Source organism: Chlamydiales bacterium, assembly GCA_041395025.1.
Taxonomy (GTDB): domain Bacteria; phylum Chlamydiota; class Chlamydiia; order Chlamydiales; family JAAKFR01; genus JAJACP01.
On sequence record JAWLBH010000001.1, the window covers coordinates 571,552 to 592,213 of the forward strand.

Annotated in this window: 14 protein-coding genes and 1 pseudogene; 7 read left to right on the forward strand and 8 right to left on the reverse strand. The window is 36.4% G+C overall.

Going from position 1 to position 20,662, the window contains the following annotated elements:
• The first annotated feature begins 214 nt into the window (after nt 1-214).
• On the forward strand, nt 215-4,762 hold the full coding sequence (gene secF / locus R3E91_02655; protein MEZ5315097.1) for a protein translocase subunit SecF: 4,548 nt from the start codon (nt 215-217) through the stop codon (nt 4,760-4,762).
• Nucleotides 4,763-4,850: 88 nt separating this feature from the next.
• Nucleotides 4,851-6,593: a single-stranded-DNA-specific exonuclease RecJ gene (gene recJ / locus R3E91_02660; protein MEZ5315098.1), complete on the forward strand. Its 1,743-nt coding sequence runs from the start codon at nt 4,851-4,853 to the stop codon at nt 6,591-6,593.
• A 100-nt stretch (nt 6,594-6,693) separates the two neighbouring features.
• Here recJ and R3E91_02665 read toward each other — a convergent pair.
• Nucleotides 6,694-7,122 (reverse strand): annotated as a pseudogene (locus R3E91_02665) (helix-turn-helix domain-containing protein).
• Nucleotides 7,123-7,636: 514 nt separating this feature from the next.
• Between R3E91_02665 and R3E91_02670 the strand changes: the two are divergent.
• Nucleotides 7,637-9,550, forward strand: a complete 1,914-nt coding sequence (locus R3E91_02670) for a S41 family peptidase (GenBank protein ID MEZ5315099.1) — start codon at nt 7,637-7,639, stop codon at nt 9,548-9,550.
• A gap of 104 nt (nt 9,551-9,654) precedes the next feature.
• Nucleotides 9,655-11,151 carry a glutamate--tRNA ligase gene (gene gltX, locus R3E91_02675; protein MEZ5315100.1) on the forward strand — a complete coding sequence of 499 codons (1,497 nt, stop codon included), beginning with the start codon at nt 9,655-9,657 and terminating at the stop codon, nt 11,149-11,151.
• Here gltX and R3E91_02680 read toward each other — a convergent pair whose 3' ends face one another.
• Nucleotides 11,152-11,286, reverse strand: coding sequence for a hypothetical protein (locus R3E91_02680; GenBank protein ID MEZ5315101.1), 135 nt, complete (start codon nt 11,284-11,286; stop codon nt 11,152-11,154). It abuts the gene before it with no gap.
• Between the two features lie 124 nt (nt 11,287-11,410).
• On the opposite strand from R3E91_02680, the gene R3E91_02685 reads away from it, so the two are divergent.
• On the forward strand, nt 11,411-12,391 hold the full coding sequence (locus R3E91_02685; GenBank protein ID MEZ5315102.1) for a hypothetical protein: 981 nt from the start codon (nt 11,411-11,413) through the stop codon (nt 12,389-12,391).
• Between the two features lie 25 nt (nt 12,392-12,416).
• On the opposite strand, the gene R3E91_02690 is transcribed toward R3E91_02685, so the two are convergent.
• The 6 genes from R3E91_02690 to R3E91_02715 all read right to left on the reverse strand — a co-directional run bounded on the left by R3E91_02690 (nt 12,417) and on the right by R3E91_02715 (nt 19,234).
• The gene (locus tag R3E91_02690; GenBank protein ID MEZ5315103.1) at nt 12,417-13,220 is read right to left on the reverse strand and encodes an aminotransferase class IV; all 804 of its coding nucleotides are present in this window, start codon (nt 13,218-13,220) and stop codon (nt 12,417-12,419) included.
• Nucleotides 13,201-14,475 (reverse strand): anthranilate synthase component I family protein, encoded by a 1,275-nt coding sequence (locus R3E91_02695; GenBank protein ID MEZ5315104.1) that lies wholly within the window; start codon nt 14,473-14,475, stop codon nt 13,201-13,203. Before R3E91_02695 ends, R3E91_02690 begins: the two co-directional genes overlap by 20 nt.
• On the reverse strand, nt 14,447-15,163 hold the full coding sequence (locus tag R3E91_02700; GenBank protein ID MEZ5315105.1) for a YebC/PmpR family DNA-binding transcriptional regulator: 717 nt from the start codon (nt 15,161-15,163) through the stop codon (nt 14,447-14,449). The genes R3E91_02695 and R3E91_02700 overlap by 29 nt, the downstream gene beginning before the upstream one ends.
• A gap of 212 nt (nt 15,164-15,375) precedes the next feature.
• On the reverse strand, nt 15,376-15,891 hold the full coding sequence (locus tag R3E91_02705; GenBank protein MEZ5315106.1) for a GNAT family N-acetyltransferase: 516 nt from the start codon (nt 15,889-15,891) through the stop codon (nt 15,376-15,378).
• Between the two features lie 3 nt (nt 15,892-15,894).
• Nucleotides 15,895-16,993, reverse strand: a protein-coding gene (gene prfB / locus R3E91_02710; GenBank protein ID MEZ5315107.1) for a peptide chain release factor 2 whose coding sequence is annotated in 2 segments (ribosomal slippage) — nt 15,895-16,930 and nt 16,929-16,993 — 1,101 coding nt in all. Because the reading frame shifts where the segments join, the coding sequence is not laid out codon by codon here.
• 156 nt (nt 16,994-17,149) lie between these two features.
• Complete coding sequence (locus R3E91_02715; protein MEZ5315108.1) at nt 17,150-19,234, reverse strand: UTP--glucose-1-phosphate uridylyltransferase; 2,085 nt, start codon at nt 19,232-19,234, stop codon at nt 17,150-17,152.
• Nucleotides 19,235-19,384: 150 nt separating this feature from the next.
• Here R3E91_02715 and R3E91_02720 point away from each other — a divergent pair, with 150 nt between their 5' ends.
• Together R3E91_02720 and lpxG are read left to right on the forward strand one after the other, a co-directional pair.
• Nucleotides 19,385-19,645, forward strand: a complete 261-nt coding sequence (locus R3E91_02720) for an SWIB/MDM2 domain-containing protein (GenBank protein MEZ5315109.1) — start codon at nt 19,385-19,387, stop codon at nt 19,643-19,645.
• A gap of 62 nt (nt 19,646-19,707) precedes the next feature.
• Complete coding sequence (gene lpxG, locus R3E91_02725; GenBank protein ID MEZ5315110.1) at nt 19,708-20,658, forward strand: UDP-2,3-diacylglucosamine diphosphatase LpxG; 951 nt, start codon at nt 19,708-19,710, stop codon at nt 20,656-20,658.
• Nucleotides 20,659-20,662 lie beyond the last annotated feature (4 nt).

The window sequence follows — 20,662 nt, forward strand, 5'->3', positions numbered from 1 at the left end:
CCCTTTGACTATTGGTAAAAAGCAACTTGATTATCTGGGTTTTAAGAAATATAATTAATGAAATTCCAATAAAGATTACATTTTTTTAACTGATTGAAAATACAGAAAGTTTTAATAAAATTCCAATCCGGAATCACAATAACATCACGAGAGATTGACAGATAGAAAAGTAACTGCTATCTTTCCAAAACCATTGTAGGAAAGGATAGTAATTATGGAAAAACAGAAACGGTGGCAACTTTTTTTTATCTTAGCAGTTCTTTTTCTGACCATCTATAACATTTTACCAACATTATTTTACTATTCCAAACCACTTAAAAAACCTATTGGACCCGTAGAAGCTGAAAAAGTTGCATGCGATATTATTGCACGTGTCAATAAATTAGAAGGCTTTACCCTTAGTTGGTTAAGGGCTCAAAGTAAAAATTTGGGACTTAAGCCTTTAGAAATTAAATTAGATAAAGAGGATCCTCGCCTTGTTCAAATGCGTTTTCAAAACCAAGAAGAGGCAAGTTTCTTTTCAAAAACCCTCTATCGCGCTGGGGCTTTAATTCCATTTACTCCTGCTCAACTTTCCAGTGATCCTTCATCTAGTCAAGAAGAGAATAGGACGGTAGGAGTTCAAAGGCATGTGGGGATTCACTTTGATCAAAATAAGGTGGATACTTACTTTACTTTTATTCCTAAGATCACAAAAGAAGGCGATATTTCTCCTGAGTACCGCGACCTAATTTATGATCGTTCTGTTGAGCTCGCACTTGGATTTGGTGGATTGAGTCATCCGGGTCGAATCATGATTGAAATTGCTCAAGAAAAAGAAAATGATGAAGAAGTTATCCACCTGGCTCGTAGTCTTCTTGAATATGAAAATGCTTTTGGAGATGAAAACCCTATTACCAAAAGATATTATGAGAGCTTTACTCAAGTTCCGGACTCTTTTTCTCAAGCTGAGCTTATTCAAAAATTTATTAGAAAGCTTGAAGCAATTGACCAGAATCTTACTTCAGCGATTGCAAAAATTCAAGAAGAACAGAAAGATTTAAAAACCAAGGGAAAATTTTTAGATTCTTTTCAAGAACAACAGCTTGAGGTTTTTGAGAACCAAAAAAAAGTGATCAATGCTGCAACTATCATTGTTCGTCGCAATAGCACAGTTTTTGAAAAAGGGACTCGTCCGCTTGAAAGAGGTTCCATTCTTGAGTTACTATCAACCTCTATTTTACAAGATAGATTACAATCCATTGACATTGGGAAACGTAATCCTTTTATCAAATCTATCGAAATCGAATGGAATAAAGATCAGCTCACAATTCTACTCCATCCAGAAGTCAATGAAATGCGTGCCATCGAAGCCAATTCAGAAATTGAAGCTATTCGCCAAGAAACACTAGATAAACTCCTCTTTAGTACCATCTCTACTGCTTCACAAATGTCAGGAGAAACAATTAAACCTTCTCTCAAAAATTTTGCTGTTACACTTAATCAATTAACCAATAGTTCTAGTTTACTAAGGTTTGATATTGGGGCAGTTGCAGCAATTGAATCTAAAACTATTGCAAATATGCTGAAAAATCGCTGGCAACCAAAAGAAGGCGAACTCTCAAGTGATTCTTATCCACTTTATTTCTATGAAGAATTTAAACATCTCCCACCTCAAGAGAAAAAATTGGGAATAGTTATTTATGCACCTGCCATGGAATCTACTCCTGAAATAGGATTTCGAAACAATTCAATCTATGTGATTGCACGTGGACTCAACGCAATACGAGAAAAATATCAAAATTTACCTGATAGTCATATAAAGAGTCTCTTCGAACAAGAATTCCATGCTCTTCAGGACTTAATGCGAAAAAATGGCTTTATTGCTTACCCAGGAAAAGCTTCTAATCTGCCTATTTCCTATAGAAACGACTATATCTTCGAACTCGATGACTACTATTCCTACTTAATTGCAGCTACACGAGAAGATTTTTCAATTAAGGGGAGTAAACATTATGCCACTTTAGAATTCACTGATATTGAACAAAGAATTCTTGCTCTCAATAAAATTGAGACACAGATCCATGAGGATCTAATTAAATGGCATGATGAATACCGTCAAACTCGTGCTTCTATAGATCCAAAAGCAAGATATGATGTTCCTCCGCCGATAAAAAATGTCTTATGGGATAATTTAAAGCTAAGCTTTGTAAAATATTTTCGTGGAGATGAACGGAAAATTCTCAAATGGGGTCTTGATCTATCGGGTGGTAAGACAGTACGGATTGGTTTGCGAGATCAAAATCATCAGTTAATTACCAATGAAGCTGATCTTAAACAAGCTGTTAATGAGCTCTACAAACGTGTGAATCGTCTAGGTCTTTCGGAAGTTGGAATTCGTACTGAAGGGGCTACAATGGTACTGGATTTTCCTGGTTCCCAAGGTTTATCTGCCCGTGATTTGATTCAAGCTTCAGCAATGTATTTTCATGTTGTAAATGAAAAATTTACTGCAAATAATCCAATTCTTGGAGAAGCAGTCAATGCTTTTCTTGAAGAAGTTTGGAACGAAGCAGTCATCATGAATCGCACAGATCCTGAAAGTTTAAATGAAATTGCATGGAAGCATTTAGGCGGTAGTCAAGATAGTCTTGATGATTTTCATCCTTTAACGAGTCATGCTCAACTTCTTTATGAACATGGTTTGCGTTTTGCAGGTCCAAAATCTCCACCTAGTTCAAGTGGATTTGATGATTCACTCTCTGCAATCTCCCTTTTTCGAGGAGCAGACTATGTGGATTGGCAGGGTCAAACTTATCCTCTTCTTATTATCTTTCGCAATTATGCTCTTGAAGGTTCAAATTTGGACAATATTCATACGGGTTATGATCCCTCAGAAGGCAATACTCTTCAATTTGGGATCAAAAGCTCTTCTCTAAGCAGAAGTGGTGAAAAAATCAATCCACGTGATGATTTCTATAGCTGGACTTCTCACTTTTCTGAAGAGAAAATTGGCAATACTCCAAAAGAAGCATTTTCTCAGGGACGAGGATGGCGCATGGCTGTGATCCTTAACGGTTCAATTATCAGTGCTCCTGCTCTTAACTCTCCTTTAAGAGAAAGCGCACGGATTACAGGACATTTTTCACAACGAGAAATCAATCAACTTGCTGCTGATCTTAAGGCAGGTTCTCTTAGGTTTACCCCTTATATTCTCTCTGAAGAAAATATCAGTCCTGATTTAGGTAAAGAACAACGCATACAAGGAATCTTTGCCGCTCTTCTTGGTCTTACACTTGTCTTTTTAGTGATGATTTCCTACTACCGATTTAGTGGTCTAATTGCCTCTCTTGCGGTCTTATTCAATCTACTGATTATTTGGGGTGTACTACAGAATCTTGGTTCTGCACTTACACTCCCAAGTATTGCGGGCGTGATCTTAGCAGTAGGGATGTCGGTTGATGCAAATGTGCTAGTTTTTGAAAGAATCCGTGAAGAATTTTCTATTTCAAAACGACTTCCTTCTTCTTTAGCCGCAGGTTATCGGAAAGCTTTTAGCGCAATTCTTGATTCAAATCTAACTACAATTCTTGCAGCTCTTATTCTGCTGAATTTTGATGCTGGTCCAGTCAAAGGATTTGCTCTTACACTCATTATTGGGATTATTTCTTCAATGTTTACCTCCCTATTTGTCACACGCTATTTTTTCGCTGGCTGGATTCAAAATCCAAAGCATAAAATACTAAAAATGATGAGTCTCTTTGGTAAGACAAAAATCGATTTCTTAAAAAATGCACGATTCGCGATCACTTTTTCGATGATTTTAGTAGTGATAGGATTGGGTTTTCTTCTGAAAGAATGGAAGACCATCTTTGGAATAGACTTTACGGGTGGATATGCTTTAACAATCGATCTAAAAGAACAACCTACAATAGATTATCGTACAGCTGTTGAAAAAACTTTAAATCAGATGGGAGCCTATCCTAGTGATTTTCAAATTAAGGAACTTAATAAACCTAATCAACTCCGGATCCAATTGGGGATGAGCATGGAGGAAGAAGGAAAACCGTTTCACAATATTGATGAACAAATTGCCATCGAAAATGTGCTTTTCCCTTATCAAAGGAATCCACGCATTCAATGGATTGTCAATGGATTACAAAATCATGGATTAGAGTTAAATCCCCATTCTCTACCCCATCTCAATCTCTACTGGACAGCAATGAGTGGACAATTATCTGAAACAATGCGCAATCAAGCTTTGATTGGTCTAGGTTTAGCATTGTTATCTATTTTGATCTATATTACCTTTCGATTTGAGTTTAAATATGCAATCAGTGCCACTCTAGCGCTAGCTCATGATCTGTTGATTACGATAGGTCTCCTTGCTCTTCTTCACCTTTTTTTCGAAGGGATTAAAATTGATCTTCAAGTGATTGCTGCGCTAATGACGATTATTGGCTATTCTTTGAATGATACGATTATCATTTTTGATAGAATTCGTGAAGATATTCGCATTCTGAGAAAGCTGACATTTTCAGAAATAGTCAACCATGCATTAAATGCTACCCTTACTCGTACTGTAATGACTTCAGGAACAACTCTAGTAGTTTTACTTGCACTTGTGACTTTTGGCGGTAGATCTATTTTTAATTTTTCTCTCATTATGACTTTAGGTGTCATAATTGGAACCCTGTCGTCTCTTTATATTGCTGCTCCGATTTTAATTTATTTTGAAAAGTTGGAAGTGAATCAGAAGGTTTTGTCTTCTAAGAAGAGCTAAATAGGAAAAAAAATAGCCAACTGGTGAGTTGCTTGGTATTATGTCTTATTGAGCAAATCTAACCAGAAACCTTTGATATAATAAATTTATGCTACCGCCCAATGATCCAGTCTGGATCTTCCCAAAAGAAAATCCATCTTGGTTAAAAAAAATTATTCAAGAATTTCGTATCCATCCAATTTCAGCACAAATTCTCGTTTCAAGAGGCTTTACTCAACTTGGAGATATTCATCATTTTCTTTATAGCAAGCTTCCTGATCTATACGATCCTCAACAATTTTTAGATATGTCTAAGGCTGTGTTGCGGATTATCAGTGCGCTAAAGAAAGAAGAAGGTATTTTGATTTATGGAGATAATGATGTTGATGGCATGACTGGGACGGCGCTTTTAGTCGACTTTTTAAATAAAATTGGAGGTAGAGTTTTTTATTATATCCCCAATCCTCTTACTCAAAGAGAGGGGGTTTTCTTAGATGCTATTCACTTTGCTAAAAAGCATCACTGTAAGTTAATGATCACTGTGGACTGTGGGATCACAGCTTCAAAAGAAATTCGAAAAATTATTCATGAAAAGATTGATGTCATTATTACTGATCATCACGAGCCTACAGATAAAATTCCTAATTGCATTGCCACTCTTAACCCTAAACTGGTTAATCAAATCTATCCTAACCGTGAGCTCACAGGTGTTGGTGTCGCATTCAAATTAACTCATGCCATCATGAATTATTTTGCTTCGCAAGGCGAACTCTGCAAAAAAAAAATTGATCTAAAAATCTTTCTTGATCTTGTTGCACTTGGAACAATTGCTGATATGGGGGTTTTACTAGATGAAAATCGCATTTTGGTCCGTTATGGGATGAAACAACTACAAAAAACAAAACGTATTGGACTCATCAAATTATTTCAGGTTTGTGGCCTTGAACGCAATGATTTAAGTGCCTTCGATATTGCTCCAAAAATTGCACCACGAATGAATAGCTTAGGACGAGTAGCTGATCCCACTAAAGGAGTAGAGCTACTCCTTGTAAGAGATGAAAAAAGAGCTACTCAATTGGCAAAAGAGCTTGATCTTTTTAATACGGAAAGACAAAAAATAGAACAAATCGTCTCTGAAAATGTGGAAAAAATGTTACAAGAAAACCCTGATATTCTTAAAAACAAAGCCATTATTCTCAGTTCAAAAAATTGGCATCCTGGTGTCATTCCTATCATCGCGGCTCGAATTGCAAAACTCTATAACAGACCAACTGTGATTATTGTCATTGATAAAAAAATCGGTAAGGGTTCAATTCGAACAATTCGTGAATTTCCTCTTCTCCGGGTTTTAAAAAAATGTAGCGATCTTTTCCTGAATTATGGAGGACATGATTATGCTGCAGGTTTAATGATTAAGGAAGAAAATATTAGTCGATTTAAACAACGATTTCTTGATGAAGCAAACTCTTTTTTAGAAGAACAGGATATTATTCCAAAGATCTTCCTCGATGCTTATGCAGATTTTAAAGATTTAACTTACGATCTCTTAGCTTCACTTGAGCTCTTAGAACCGTATGGTAATGAAAATCCTCCACCTATTCTCTATTGCCAGGCACGACAAGCTTGGCCACCAAAAATTATTGGAGGAATGCACTTAAAACTTTACCTAGAACAAGGAGATCGTATGTTGGAGGGAATTGCCTTTGGGATGGCCGAAAGACGTAATCAATTAAGAAAAAAAGAACTCACTATTCAAATAGCCTATACTCCTCAAATTAACCGCTTTCACAATAAAAGCAGTATTCAACTGCTCATTCGAGATTTTCGAATCATAGAAACAGAGAGTCAATAGATGACTAAAAAAATCAGTTAACTAGAAAATTTTAAAAAACATCCATAAAAGAGATGATATGGATGTTTTTTAAGTAAAAATTTATTTAACCAACTTGCTTCTGTTTAGATACTTTCTTATCTAAGTAATCATTTTTATAACGAAGCACCTCGTCTTTATGAATGACCCAAGCAGATCCCTTACGAGACCCATTGATCATCCCTGCACGGGTTGCATAGTAAATTTTTTGAACAGGAACATCTAGCATCCGAGCAACTTGGTTGATCGAATAATATCCTCTTTCATTATCAAAAAGCAATTCCCCATCGTACATAGATTTAGATCGAGAATACTTATTGTTACGATAGTCTTCTAAATCTCTTAAATCGATTTCCCAACGGGTCTTTTTGATGGCTCTTAGCTTTTGCTGCTTAATTGCAACGTAAATAGCTTGCCTAGTTACCTGATTGATTTTTGCAGCCTCTGTGATCGAAACGACCTTTCTGTCTTCCATATTCTCAGAAGAGGCCTCGGGATCCAGAGAATGCATGTTATGCATCTCTTTCTTTAATTCCATTTTTCACTCCCTAAGGTTTTTTTAGTTTTTCACAATAACTTGTTCTTAGCCATATGGAGCATCCTTTCTTAGTCGTTTCTTCCATAATGAATAACTACCGACACCCCGATATCATTTCTCTGTTAAATTATTTTAAGTTATTATAATTTAATCTTTTGAGCTCTTTATTATCTCTTAAATGTAATTTAAGAATCAAGGTTTTTTTAGTAAATTGCAAATACCTTAGCCCTTTAATTTGATGATTAAAATCATCTTTCTCTCTGTAAAAAACCTAATTTTATGCAATATTTTGATTAAGAATTCGATTTAAATCAATCGTTTTCTTGATTTTTTATTGATTCCTGATCTTTTCTTAATAAAAAGTGTTTCTATTTATAGATTTTTATGAATTTGTAATTGAATACGTTGATGAAAACCTTGTTTTAATCTTTATAAAATCTTAATTATCTGTACAATAAATCTCTTCTTAAAGGATGATTAGGAAATTATGATTCGAATGATTTTATTTCTCCTTCTGTGCTTATGCCAAGAGCTTTTTGGAGTCAAACCTCCTGAAATCTCCGATTCAGATGTGATAAAGATACTGAATCAAATGATGGAGGCACATGCGTCTTATAAAGAGTTTTCTCCTCCTTTGATCGGTCGTACTTTAGAGGGGTATTTAGAAGAACTTGATCCAATAAAAACCTATTTATTAGAAGAAAAAATTGAAAAATGGATTGATCCTTCTGAAGAAACTCTTCAAACAGTATTGGATGAGATACAAAACGGGACTTTTACAACTTTTAGGTCCATTCATAATCTAATGATAGAGGCGATCAAAGAGCGAGAAGAGTTAGAAAAGCAATTAGAAGGGCTCGACCTTCCTCAGAATACCTCGGTAAATGAATTCAAAAACCTTAGATGGGCAAAAACAGAAGAAGAATTATTGACACGTTTATTAAGAATGAAAGCGCTTCAGATGCATGCTGCTGAAAGACTTGGTGATACTGATTCACGTGATCGAGCGATTCAAAGAATCAATAAAAGGAGAATTGCAAGAGAAGAAGAAATTGCTCCAAAAGATTCTGAAGACAGAGCACGTTTTATCCGTGCTCATATTCTTAAAGCTTTTGCTAGTTCACTTGATGCCCATACCGTTTACTTTACCCCAAATGAAGCTTCTCAATTCATGATTCAGGTCCAACAACGACTCTTTGGAATTGGGGTGCAGCTACGTGATGATCTTAATGGGTTTACAGTGGTTAAATTGATTGAAGGCGGACCAGCTATTCAAGGCAATCGTTTAAAAATACATGACAGAATCATCGCGATTAACTCCGAGTCTGTTGTAGGACTTGAGATTACTGAAGCTGTTGAATTAATACGAGGAGAAGAAGGCACACCAGTGATTTTAACTGTCTTGCGGAATGATCAACAAACGCTAGACATCGAAATTATCCGTGGAGAGGTGTTGATTAAAGAAGCACGAATTGAATCCTCAAAAATTCCTTTTGGAGATGGAGTGATTGCACATATCTCACTCCATGCTTTTTATCAAGACCCTCTTCATTCCTCTGCAGCTGATATCTATGAGGAAATTGAAAAAATACGTTCTGATCATAAAATTAAAGGGATAGTGCTTGATCTGCGTCTGAACTCAGGAGGCGTTTTGCCACAAGCAGTGAGTGTAGCTGGCCTCTTTATCACTAAGGGAATTATTGTCTCTATTAAAGATAACCGTGGAGTGATCGATCATCTACGGGATATTAGTGGAAAAATGTTATACGATGGTCCCTTAATTATTCTAACGAGTAAAATCAGTGCTTCAGCAGCAGAAATTGTTTCCCAAACTCTTCAAGATTACGGACGTGCAATTATTATTGGTGATAAGCATACTTATGGGAAAGGGACGTTTCAAACTTTTACACTCGATGGATCTAATCATGGTAAAATTAGTCCTAAAGGAGAATTTAAAGTCACGCGTGGACGATATTATACTGTATCTGGCAAAAGTCCGCAATTAGTTGGTGTAGAACCTGACATTGTGGTCCCAGGTTTTTACTCAAAATCTGAGATAGGAGAAATGCATGCAAAATACCCTCTTGATAATGATGCGATCTCAGAAAATTTTCAAGATGATCTATCCGATATCCCTGTTGTTGAGCGCGACCAGCTCAGTTGGCTCTATCGTTTTAGTTTACAACCTCGTATCAAAACTTACACACGCCTTTTGCCACAGCTCAGAAAAAATTCAGAAGCGCGGATTGCTCAAAATAAATTCTATCAAAGCTTCTTAACTTCTCTCGAAAATATGGAGAATTATCCAGAAAAATTTGATATATATAACGAAGGAGATCCTCAGCTAAATGAGGCCATTCACATCATGCAAGATCTCATCGTCTTGTTAAAATACAACTAGTTTATTTAAAATCTTTGTCGATCATCTTATTCGAAAAATAAAGAGTATTTTCACGGCTAATCATTTAAGATGCAAACTATTGAGAGTAAAATTAAATAGGATAAATCATGGATAAATCTGTTCGTGTGCGTATTGCTCCCTCTCCTACAGGAGATCCTCATGTTGGGACTGCCTATATGGCTCTTTTTAATCTCATTTTTGCTCGTCACTATGGAGGAACATTTATTCTCCGTATTGAAGATACGGACCGTCAACGTAGTCAAATTCAATATGAAAAAAATATCTATGATGCTCTTCACTGGTTTGGCATCCAATGGGATGAAGGTCCTGATGTCGGAGGTCCTTTTGCTCCTTATCGCCAATCAGAAAGAAGTGAAATTTACAAAAAATATGCTTATCGCCTTCTGGAAGAAGGTAAAGCTTATAAATGTTTTGCTACACCTGAAGAATTGGCAGAAATGCGAGAAATATCGAAAGGCTATGACCGCCGTTATCGTAATCTTAGTCCTAAAGAATTGAGGGATTATGAGAAAGCAGGTAGGTCCTTTGTGATTCGTCTTAAAGTTCCTCTGAAAGGTGAAAGTTTTTTTCAAGATGAGGTCAGAGGGTCAATCCATTTCTCTTGGGCGGATATCGATGATCAGATTCTTCTTAAGTCAGATGGTCTTCCCACTTATCACTTAGCAAATATAGTAGATGATCATTTAATGGGCATCACTCATGTGATCCGTGGTGATGAATGGACCAGCTCCACTCCGAAACATCTTCTTCTTTATAAGATGTTTGAATGGGAACCCCCTAAATTTATCCATATGCCCTTACTTCTTGGCACTGATGGAAAAAAACTCTCTAAACGACGTAATCCCACTTCTATCTTCTTCTATAGAGACTCTGGTTATCTTCCTGAGGCATTGTTAAATTTTCTCACCCTCATGGGATATAGCATGGCCAAAGACCAAGAGATATACTCCCTAGAAGAGATCATCAAACACTTTGATATAAAACGTATTGGGCTCTCTGGTGCAATTTTTGATCATAAAAAACTCGATTGGATGAATCAACACTATCTCATCAATGAGATTCGACAAGAGGAGCTATGGGGACGGATCAAGAATTGGGGATTTTCTGAGACTTTTATGCAAAAGCTCATGCCTCTTGTCCATACTCGTATTAAAACTTTTGGAGATTTCATGGAATTATGCCATTTCTTTTTCATCAACCATCTCTCTTATACCCAAGAACTCTTGACTCCACAAGGTCTCACACCAGAACAAGCTGCCTCTATCCTTCAAACAATTCTCTGGTCAATTGAAAATCCAGAAAATTCTCTTCGCGAAGCGATGGAAAAAACCTCTTGGGAAGTTGCTGAGGCTTTTAGAGTGAATCATAAAAAAATTATCATGCCGCTTTTGTTTGTAGCCATTATGGGAAAACGACATGGCCCTCCTCTTTTCGATTCTGTAGAAATTTTAGGCAAAGATCGAACACGTGGACGTCTATTGGAAGCAATCTCTTTTTTAGGAGGTCTTTCTAATAAAAAGCTCTCTCGTCTTAAAGAACTTTGGCAAGCAGGGACTTGCTTTTCTCTCATAGAACCATGATTAACTATGTCCCTCTTCTAGTTCGAGAGGAAGTTTCTTTTCCGCGATAATATAAGTAGGTTGATAAGGAAGAGGAGAGTAACAGCATCCTTTTATTAAGATTCCAAAAAGAAGGATTAAAAAAATATTCTTCATGCTTTTATTTTAAATAAAAAATAAAAATAGTAACAATAATAATATAAAAAATATTATATATTGAAAATAATTATTATACATGTTAAAATTTATCTATTAATTATTTTTATAGTTTGAGAATTCTATGGTAAAAAAAACAGAAAATATTCAATCCACCTCTTCTTTATACAAACAAGGTTTTAGATATAAGACTTACGACTCAGAACAAACTGTTGTACGTGATGGAAGAGCTTATCGAGAAGTCCATTTGACTGATCGAGATCCCAACCAACCAGCAGGAAAATTGCAACGCCTTGGTAGGGCTGCCCTTGGTATTCTTGCATTTCCTGCCAATATTTCCTCAAAATTTCGTGAAAAAACATGGGGAGTTGCTACCAAAGGATATCAAGAGGTGAAATACCTTGAAGGTGGAGATGACATATTAACAGAACGAAGAAAAAAAGTAGACGATATATCCTCCTTTCAGGAGGCAGATAAACAATCAGATCTAGAAAAAGAATTTGGGTATGATCCAATAGATCGCAAGAGTATTATTCAGTATTTAAAGCGAGATGACATTCGTGCAAAACTGATTAAAGATGATTGTGGTAACTATTATCTTCCTGAAAATAAACATCCGCAAAGATCGGCTTTCTTATTTATTCCTGGAGGGAACTTTGAGAAAGCTATCTCAATAAAACTCTCAAATTCGCGTACGGGAGAAGTAGTTAAAGGAAGTGAATTTTCCAAAATGATGTATATTTATGGTTCGCAATATGAAGATATGCAAAAAGGAATGGGAGTAGAAGCGGACAAAATTATCCACCAGTTATTTCCAGATAAAACATCTGATAAAAAACTCAAAGACAAAGTATTAGAAAGCATGCGTATCGCTGTGATTAGTCCAGAATGGGAACATACGCGGATTTATAGTGGTCATCTTCGGGATAAGAGAGACATTTTTGGTAAATTTCTTTGTGAAGATCCACATCAAGGAAGACGTATTGAATGGGAAGACTCGACAAAAAAACATGTATCAGAGCTTTGCAAAAAACAACCAGATAATAAGCTAGAGACAAAACAGGCATTCCCCTATCCACCGCCTCAAAGCTCTTCTCTGATATAGGGGCTGGATTTCACATCAACTGATTTTATGAGAATGAACTTTCAAAAATGGGAAAAAGAGGGTGCTCCGCACTTCTCTTTTTTTCCCCTGCGATCGATACAATTGGACAGACTCCTCCCATTGAATTAGTGCGAAAATAGATCGCTTCTTTGGGTAAATCTTTGAATTGCACTTCGACTTCCTCAATCTCATATCCACGCGTTTTTGCGAATGCAATGACTTTTGTAATCGTCACACCAAAATAAAGAGGGAGCTTTCGGTGGGGTGTGTAGAATTTCTTATCAATCACCCAACAAAGATTTCCAAAAGCAGTTTCTAGTACCACCCCTGCTTGAGTTAATGTAATACAATCATCGACTCCTTGATCGCGTGCCTCTTGCATCACATATAAGCGATTAAGGTGAGCGAGACTCTTATACGATGCATGACAAAGATAGAATGGATGAGAAAAGAGGCCAAGTTTTAAAGATTGTGAGACCCCATGAAATGGATGGAGTGTCATGAATATTCTCCCTTTTCGCTTAGGAAGGTAAAGAGCGGGCTCATCTCCTCCTGTAATGATAATCTTTAATTTCCAAATGCCTTTTTGAGCTTGATTCCGCTCAATTAATTTGAAAATATCTGCTTGTTCAAAAAAAGGGAGAGCTAGGTGAATTGCCTGACATTGCTCAGACAGCCTTTCCAAGTGTGTCTCTAAAAATAAGGGAATACTGTCACGCACTTGAATCGTCGCATATACTCCATCACCAAATAATAATCCTCGGTCAGTGAGCGGAATATGTGCCTCTTTTTCAGGTAAAAACCTCCCTTCATAATAGACAAAGTTCATTTGCACCTAATACTTGAAATAGTGATTGTCCTTTATGTAACGTCTCTTCAAACTCTTTCATTGGATCGGAATCGATGATAATGGCCCCACCAAGAGCGAGCCGAATAGAGGCTGAATTGATAACCAATGTGCGAATTGCAATATTGAAATCAAAATCTCCATGAGCAGAAAAATACCCAATTGAGCCTGTATAGACTCCTCGAGGGCGTTGCTCTAATAAGGTAATCGCTTCCATTGCTGATAGTTTTGGACACCCTGTAATTGATCCGCCTGGAAATAGCTGGCGTATCAAAGGAACTGGCTCTGCGTCGCAACGCCCTTCAATAATTGAAAGAAGATGGAAAACATTCGTATAAGCCTCACATCGCCAAATTTCCTTTGTATTCACTGAACCTGGAAAGGAGACTTTTCCTAAATCATTGCGCATCAAATCGGTGATCATCAGTAATTCAGCTCTCTCTTTTTCAGAATTTAAGAGCCTGTTGCGGTTCAATCTCTCTTCTAAAGCAGTTTGACCTCTTGGTATTGTTCCTTTAATTGGCCGTGTTTCCAATCTACTACCTTTTCTAGATAAAAAACGCTCAGGAGAGGAAGAGACAATGGTAAAATCTCCACATTGCATATAGGCAGAAAAAGCCGTGGGATTCAAAGAGCAAATTTTCTGAAAGATATCAAAAGGATCACTTTTCCCTTCAAAAAGAAATTCTTGAGAAAGATTAAGTTGGTAGAGTTTCCCTTCTAAAATCCAATTCTTGATCTCTCTAATTTTAGCTAGATAACTCTCTAATGAATCAGAACGAAATCTAAGTTTTACCTCTGATCCATAAGAGAGAGGAGGGGGCTGTTTTAAGGAAATCTCTTTATCTCCATAAAGAGTCGCTTGGCGAGTTTTATGATCAAAATGGATAACAACAGTTGGACGATAGAACAAAGCATCTGGGATCTCTGAAGAAAAACAAGGAATTTCAATATCTAGATCAGCAAAAGCTCCCATTTCATACCCAATAAACCCTACCCACTTCAGTATAGATGATGGGGAATCAAAAGTTCCTAAATACTCCTTAAGTTCATCCCAACACCCTTTTTTAGCTTTTACCTGTATTTTCTCTTCAGGGAAAAGACAAAGATAAGAATGACATGCTGAATCAAGTTTTCCCCCAGAATAGAGGAGCACAGTCCCCTCAACCTTTGCAAAATACCTTGCAAAGGAGATAGGATCATTTGGATTAAAGGTCCATGTTGTGATAAACCGCATGAACTTCCTCTATTTCTTCAAGCCATTGGATCAAGCTAAGATTGGCTCTCTGATCTTCAGGTTGGCAACGAATCCGCATTTTTGGAATCATCTCAATATTGACTTCAGTAATTATAGTACTTATCCCCTCCAGCTTTTCTCTCACTGCATAGAGTTCAGCAGGATCAGTAATAATTATATACCTATCCTCACTTATTTCAAAATTCTCAGCTCCAGATTCAATTGCAAGATTTAAAATCCTCTCCTCATCTTCCTTTTCTTTTTTAATCTGGATCACACCTTTGCGAGAAAAGCTAAAGGCAACACTCCCAGGTTGAGCCATATTCCCTCCTTTTTTATTAGTTGCAATCCTCATATCTGAAGCAGTGCGATTTTTATTATCTGTAATTGCTTCAATCATAAGCCCAATTCCCCCATATCCATACATTTCATATATAATGCATTCGTAGTTAGATGAATCTTTTTCAGAAGCTTTTTTGATGTTTCTTTCAATATTTTCACTGGGCATATTAGCTTCTTTAGCTTTTTGAACTGCAAAACGCAGCCGAGAATTACTTTTGGGATCGGGGCCTCCCAATTTAACAGCACTGATGATTTCTTTGATAAGATTGGAAAAAACTTTTCCTTTGGCTCTGTCAGCGCGTTCCTTTTTATGCTTAATATTTGCCCACTTACTATGACCAGCCATTAACCACCCTTAAACAGCCTATTTTCTATTAAATAGATGAGCTTACCTTAAACTATTCTAGATGAAAAGTTTTAGAAGAGAATGAAAAAACTTATTGTACCAACCATGGAAGATTGGGTTTTTTTGATTTAAAATTGTATAGCAATCAAACAGTCTTTTATTATACAAACCTTTATCCCAAGTGATTCCTTATCATTCACTAAAATGATACACTATAAGACACGCTCCATAATAACTTTACCGATATATTTGTCATTATCTTTCATAAAATGTTTTTGAAATCCTATTTCACGAAACCCAAACCGCTCATATAGCCTAATAGCAGGATTGTTTTCGTAGACTTCTAGGTAAAGCACTTCTATGCCAAAATAATTCTTCGCTAAATGAATGATATTGTTCATTAATAATGTTCCAATACCCTGCCCGCATAAATCTTTTGATACAATGATTGACAGTAAGCAATGGTGAATCAATTTTCGATAGGGCATTAAACAAAGAGTTGCAATCCCAACTGGCTTGCCTTCAATTGTTGCAGTTAAACTGCTTTTATAATTGGAAAATCCAATCCAATGTTTAACCGCATCCTCAATTTCAGCTGGTTCTGACATTGTAAACCCTATCTTTAACACCTCAGGGTCTTCTAACCATTTTTTCAGATAGGAACTATCGTCAAGATTTGTATAGCGAATTTCAACTTCTGATTTAGTTTTTTGCTTCTTTTCATCCATTTTTCACCCAAACTCTTTCAAATAAGCAATAATAAAATCATCCAGCAACTCTCCATTCATCATCGCCTGAACATTTCCAGATTCATAGTTAGTACGCGTATCTTTAATCAACATATAAGGCTGAAATATATAGTTTCGGATTTGTGAACCCCACGCAATCTCTTTTTTTTCTCCACTCATTGATTCAATCCTATCTTCCCTTTCCATGCGTTCTTTCTCATAGATTTTAGAACGCAGGAGTTTCATACATGTTTCACGATTTTGTATTTGACTTCGTTGGCTTTGACATGTCACTACAATTCCACTGGAAATGTGAGTCATCCGAACAGCTGAATCAGTCACATTCACATGCTGTCCTCCTGCTCCTGAAGCACGAAAAGTATCTACTCGAATGTCACTTGCAGCAATTTGGATCTGAATATCATCAGTAATTTCTGGAGTGACATCCACTGAAGCAAAGCTGGTGTGGCGACGTTTACCACTATCAAAAGGAGAGATCCGTACAAGACGATGGACCCCTTTTTCTGCCTTTGCATATCCATATGAAAAAGCTCCTACAAGCTTCATCGTAATATTTTTAATCCCCGCAACCTCTCCCTCGACTGAGTCAACAATTTCTACTGTCCATCCTCGCCGTTCAGCCCATCGACGATACATTCTTGAGAGGATGACAACCCAGTCACATGCTTCCGTACCACCAGCCCCTGCATTAATACTTAAAAAACATGATTTATTATCCATTTCCCCTGACAGCATACGACGGACTTCGAGTGATTCAAGCTCCTTGTCCACTCTGGCAAGCTCTAAACTGAGCTCAGTGATCAGCTCTTCATCTCCAATCTCATATGCCTCAGGCAAAAGGCTTTCCACATTTTTAAATTGCTCCTCAATTGTCTGATAAGGAACAACCCATCCTTTAAGAGTATTGACTTCGTTAATTAATTTTTGAGCTCTAATATTATCATCCCAAAAATCAGGATCTTCTATCTTTCTTTCTAATACTTTTAGACGGTTATGTTTAGCTGGAAGGTCAAAGATACCTCCACATATGCATAAGCCTTTCTTTGATATCAGTGAGGCGTTCTTGAATTGCTTCTTGCATAATTTCTATCTTTCTTTATTTCTACAAGTGAGTTTATACTTTTATCTTCAAAAAGTCAATTTTAGTCATGAATATATTTTTTATGTCAAGACCAGTCAATTAAGTCATATAAATAAAAATTCTCCTGATCAAAAGTAGATAAGTTTCATCAAAAACTTAAGAAAAACCATGCTCCGCAACTAACAACTGATGGTGGTTCATTGTATATTCCATATCCCAGCTGACTTTTTCTTTTAAAAAAGTATTTTGTGTCTTTGCAATCCATCTTTCACCCTCAGGTACTACAATCGTCTGATTGCCTTCAAATAGGATATTTTCGGCATAAAACTCTGAATGGCCTTCTAAGATAATCTTTAGAGCTTCTTGACGTTTAATCTGATTTTGCCAATAGGAATGTGTATCAGTGCGACAGATCCCCGCATTTTTAACATGGACCTGCTTTATCACACATTTCCCTGTTTGATGACCATAATGAAGAATACCTTGTGAAGAATATCCTAACAAATTTTGTGCTTGAATTAACAAACTTCCTTGTAATTCAAGATCTTCTATTTTTAAATCAGCAATCTCAAGCTGCAATTCAGCCCCTTCAAATAGCTTTCCTCCTTGAATTTTTTGTGCAATCAATGAATACAGAGGTCCTAAAGCAGGATGGTAGAGAAAGAGATGAGAGGGTCCTCCAGCAAGATAGTCTTCAGCAGAACAAAAATCCGAAATATCTACATTACAATGTGCTCTTAAAAGAGCATGTCCATTAAAAAGCATATCATAAAAGGCACCTTCGGGTGTCTCTATGAGTTTTTCCCCTTTGATAAAACTTCTTTTGGTAGTAGAAATGGTACGCCTACGAGTATTATAAGTTAAGAAAGTCGATAAAGCTTCTCCTTTTTTTACTGATAGAGCTTCACTAATATTCTGCATCATGCTTTCCAGACGTCCTCCTAGGATCTTTTTATTCCTCTGATCTGCATCATCAGAAAGGGGTGTATTTTTGATATTTAAAATCAATCCTGGTAAAGGAAATTTCTTAATTGTCCGACGAAGTTTTTTAATATCTGCATATAAGAGATTAGTATTCGCTGGATACAAGGAAAATTTCTCTTTTTCCGGTAAGTTTTTTAATCCATATTTATTGAAATCGGTATACTCAATATGAGAGAGAGAGACTCTTTCTTCATTTTCTTTTAATACCAACACCCCCTCAGCAGTCTCTGGTTGTCTTTGACAAGTCGCTATCCCAAATTTTTTTTTTTCTTGTTTGCCTACACCTAATAAGGCCAATAACCCATAATCAACCCCACCGATTGGATTATTAATTTGACGAATGATTAATCGATGCTTCTTCTGCTGAAGAAACCAATCAAACACTCCCGCTTTGTCTGCTGTTTGCCAAAGCGCACCATGCCCTCCTGGTTGTAAGATGGGTTCAAGTGGACGATGCATGACCCAATTTCCCTCTACATCAACCACAGGCACTGATAGCTGAGAAAAAAGAAAAAAACTCTCTTTGGGTCGACCAAACCATTGATTTTTCTCACACATTTCTCGAATGATAAGGGCATTTTTTTTCTCTCTCGAAGTCATCATTGCAATAGGCACAGTGACCTGTTTTCCAAACAAGCGATAGTAAAGAAATTCGCGCGCTTGTACATCACGTAGCAGACCATGTAATAATGTCCTTCCTAAAAATTTTAGGGAAGCTACAGGTAAAGGAGCTCCTTCTTTTGTCATTAAATTTAAACGGGATCCAAGTCCACCCACTGGATAGATTTCTCCCATCTCAGGAATGGCTTCTATCCCAGCTGCTACAATAGCGTTCACCTCTTTTGAAGCATCGGTAAGATCTATTACAGAGGGGCAAGTACAGCAAGAATGTATTTCTTCTTTTTTTTGTTCAAGACGTTGTAATACATTGAGTTGATAACCAACTAAGCCTCCAATATTCTGATAAAATTGATCTATTTCAATTAAAGTGCCAAGCAAAGAAGATAGCTTGTCTTTTGGTGGATTTTTTTGTGGGTAGAAAAAAAGACGTTGCTCCTGACGAATGACAATCAAAGATAACAAAACAATTTTACATAAAGGATCGTAAGTATAGGTTGATGGAAGGATATGTTTCCAATGTGTTTGCTTGATTCGTGGGTGAGATAGCAGGAATGCTTGCTTTTTGCTTAAATCTTTGGTTTCTTTTAAAGAACAAACCAAAGGAGTTAATATTTTGATTTCTTCATTAAAATCCATGGCATGAAAAGATATTCATTAAATTACTAAAAATCAAAAACTTAAAAATTAAGCGCAGAATTGGCTCTTTAATTTGTTTTGACGAGAAACCCGTACGAAAGATAAAACAATTGGAATGAAGAGTAAACTTTTTTCGTTAAGGAGTTAAAAATGGCAACAAAGAAAAAAAACAGTGCGTTCATGCAGCCGGTAGAGATTAGTGATGATCTAAAAGCTGTAGTGGGAGCGGGTCCCTTACCACGTACTGAGATTATTAAAAAGCTGTGGGTCTATATCAAAAAACATGGTTGCCAAGATCAAGTAAACAAGCGGAACATTTTACCTGATGAAAAACTTGCAAAATTATTCGGCTCAAAAAATTCAATTGACATGTTTCAAATGACAAAAAAAATTTCAAAGCATATTAAGTAGCCTTTTTTGTTATCACCTCTTTATTATCCAAAGCAGCAGCAGTATTGTTGCTGCTTTAATTTATGTCTTATCTCATTGATTTTCTAAGTATTGCCTCATTAATTGGAATTTGGCCGCGCTATATTGAGCCAAAAATGCTCTCTGTTACTGAACATCTTTGGCATCTAGATACTACTCAGATGCATTTAAAGAACCTCACCCTCGTGCATATTAGTGATCTACATTTTCATAAAAAAACTTCTCAAAATTTTTTAAATAAAGTGATTCACAAAATTTCCTATCACAACCCTGATCTTATCTTGTTTACTGGAGATTTCCTCTGTTACTCTTATCTTGAAGAAAAAGCTCGATTAAAAAACTTTCTTCAAAAACTAAAAGCCTCTTTAGGTTGTTATTGCATATTCGGAAATCATGACTACAATCAATACGTCTCATTAAATGATAAAGGTATTTATGATGTATTGTCCCCAATCACTCCTATTGAGGGATTATTACAAGGAATTAAAACACTATTTAATCCTAAGAAAATACAGTATCAATGCACCCAAAATGTCCAATCCATTCCCCTCCATCGAGAACTTTGCCATCTTCTTCATGAAACCTCTTTTCAATTTTTAGAAAATACAACTGTCAATTTACCCATTGGCTTAAATATTACAGGACTCGGTGATATGGCTTTAGGCAGGTGCAAACCAAGCGAAGCTTTTAAAGGATATAATCAAAATTACCCAGGAATTATTTTATCTCATAATCCTGATTCTTTTCCTCTTCTCATCGACTATCCAGGGGATTGGATTTTATCTGGTCATACTCATGGGGAACAAATTCATTTTTTTTGGCCAAAATGGTTAAATAAGATCTCACAAAAACTGTCACGTTTAGAGCATCCTGAGTATTCTCGTGGTTTGTTTCAAATTAAGGATAAAAAAATGTATGTTTCGCGAGGCCTTGGCTCCTATAAACCTTTTCGTTTTTGCTCTATTCCTGAAATCACTTTAATTCGAACAAAATGATGCA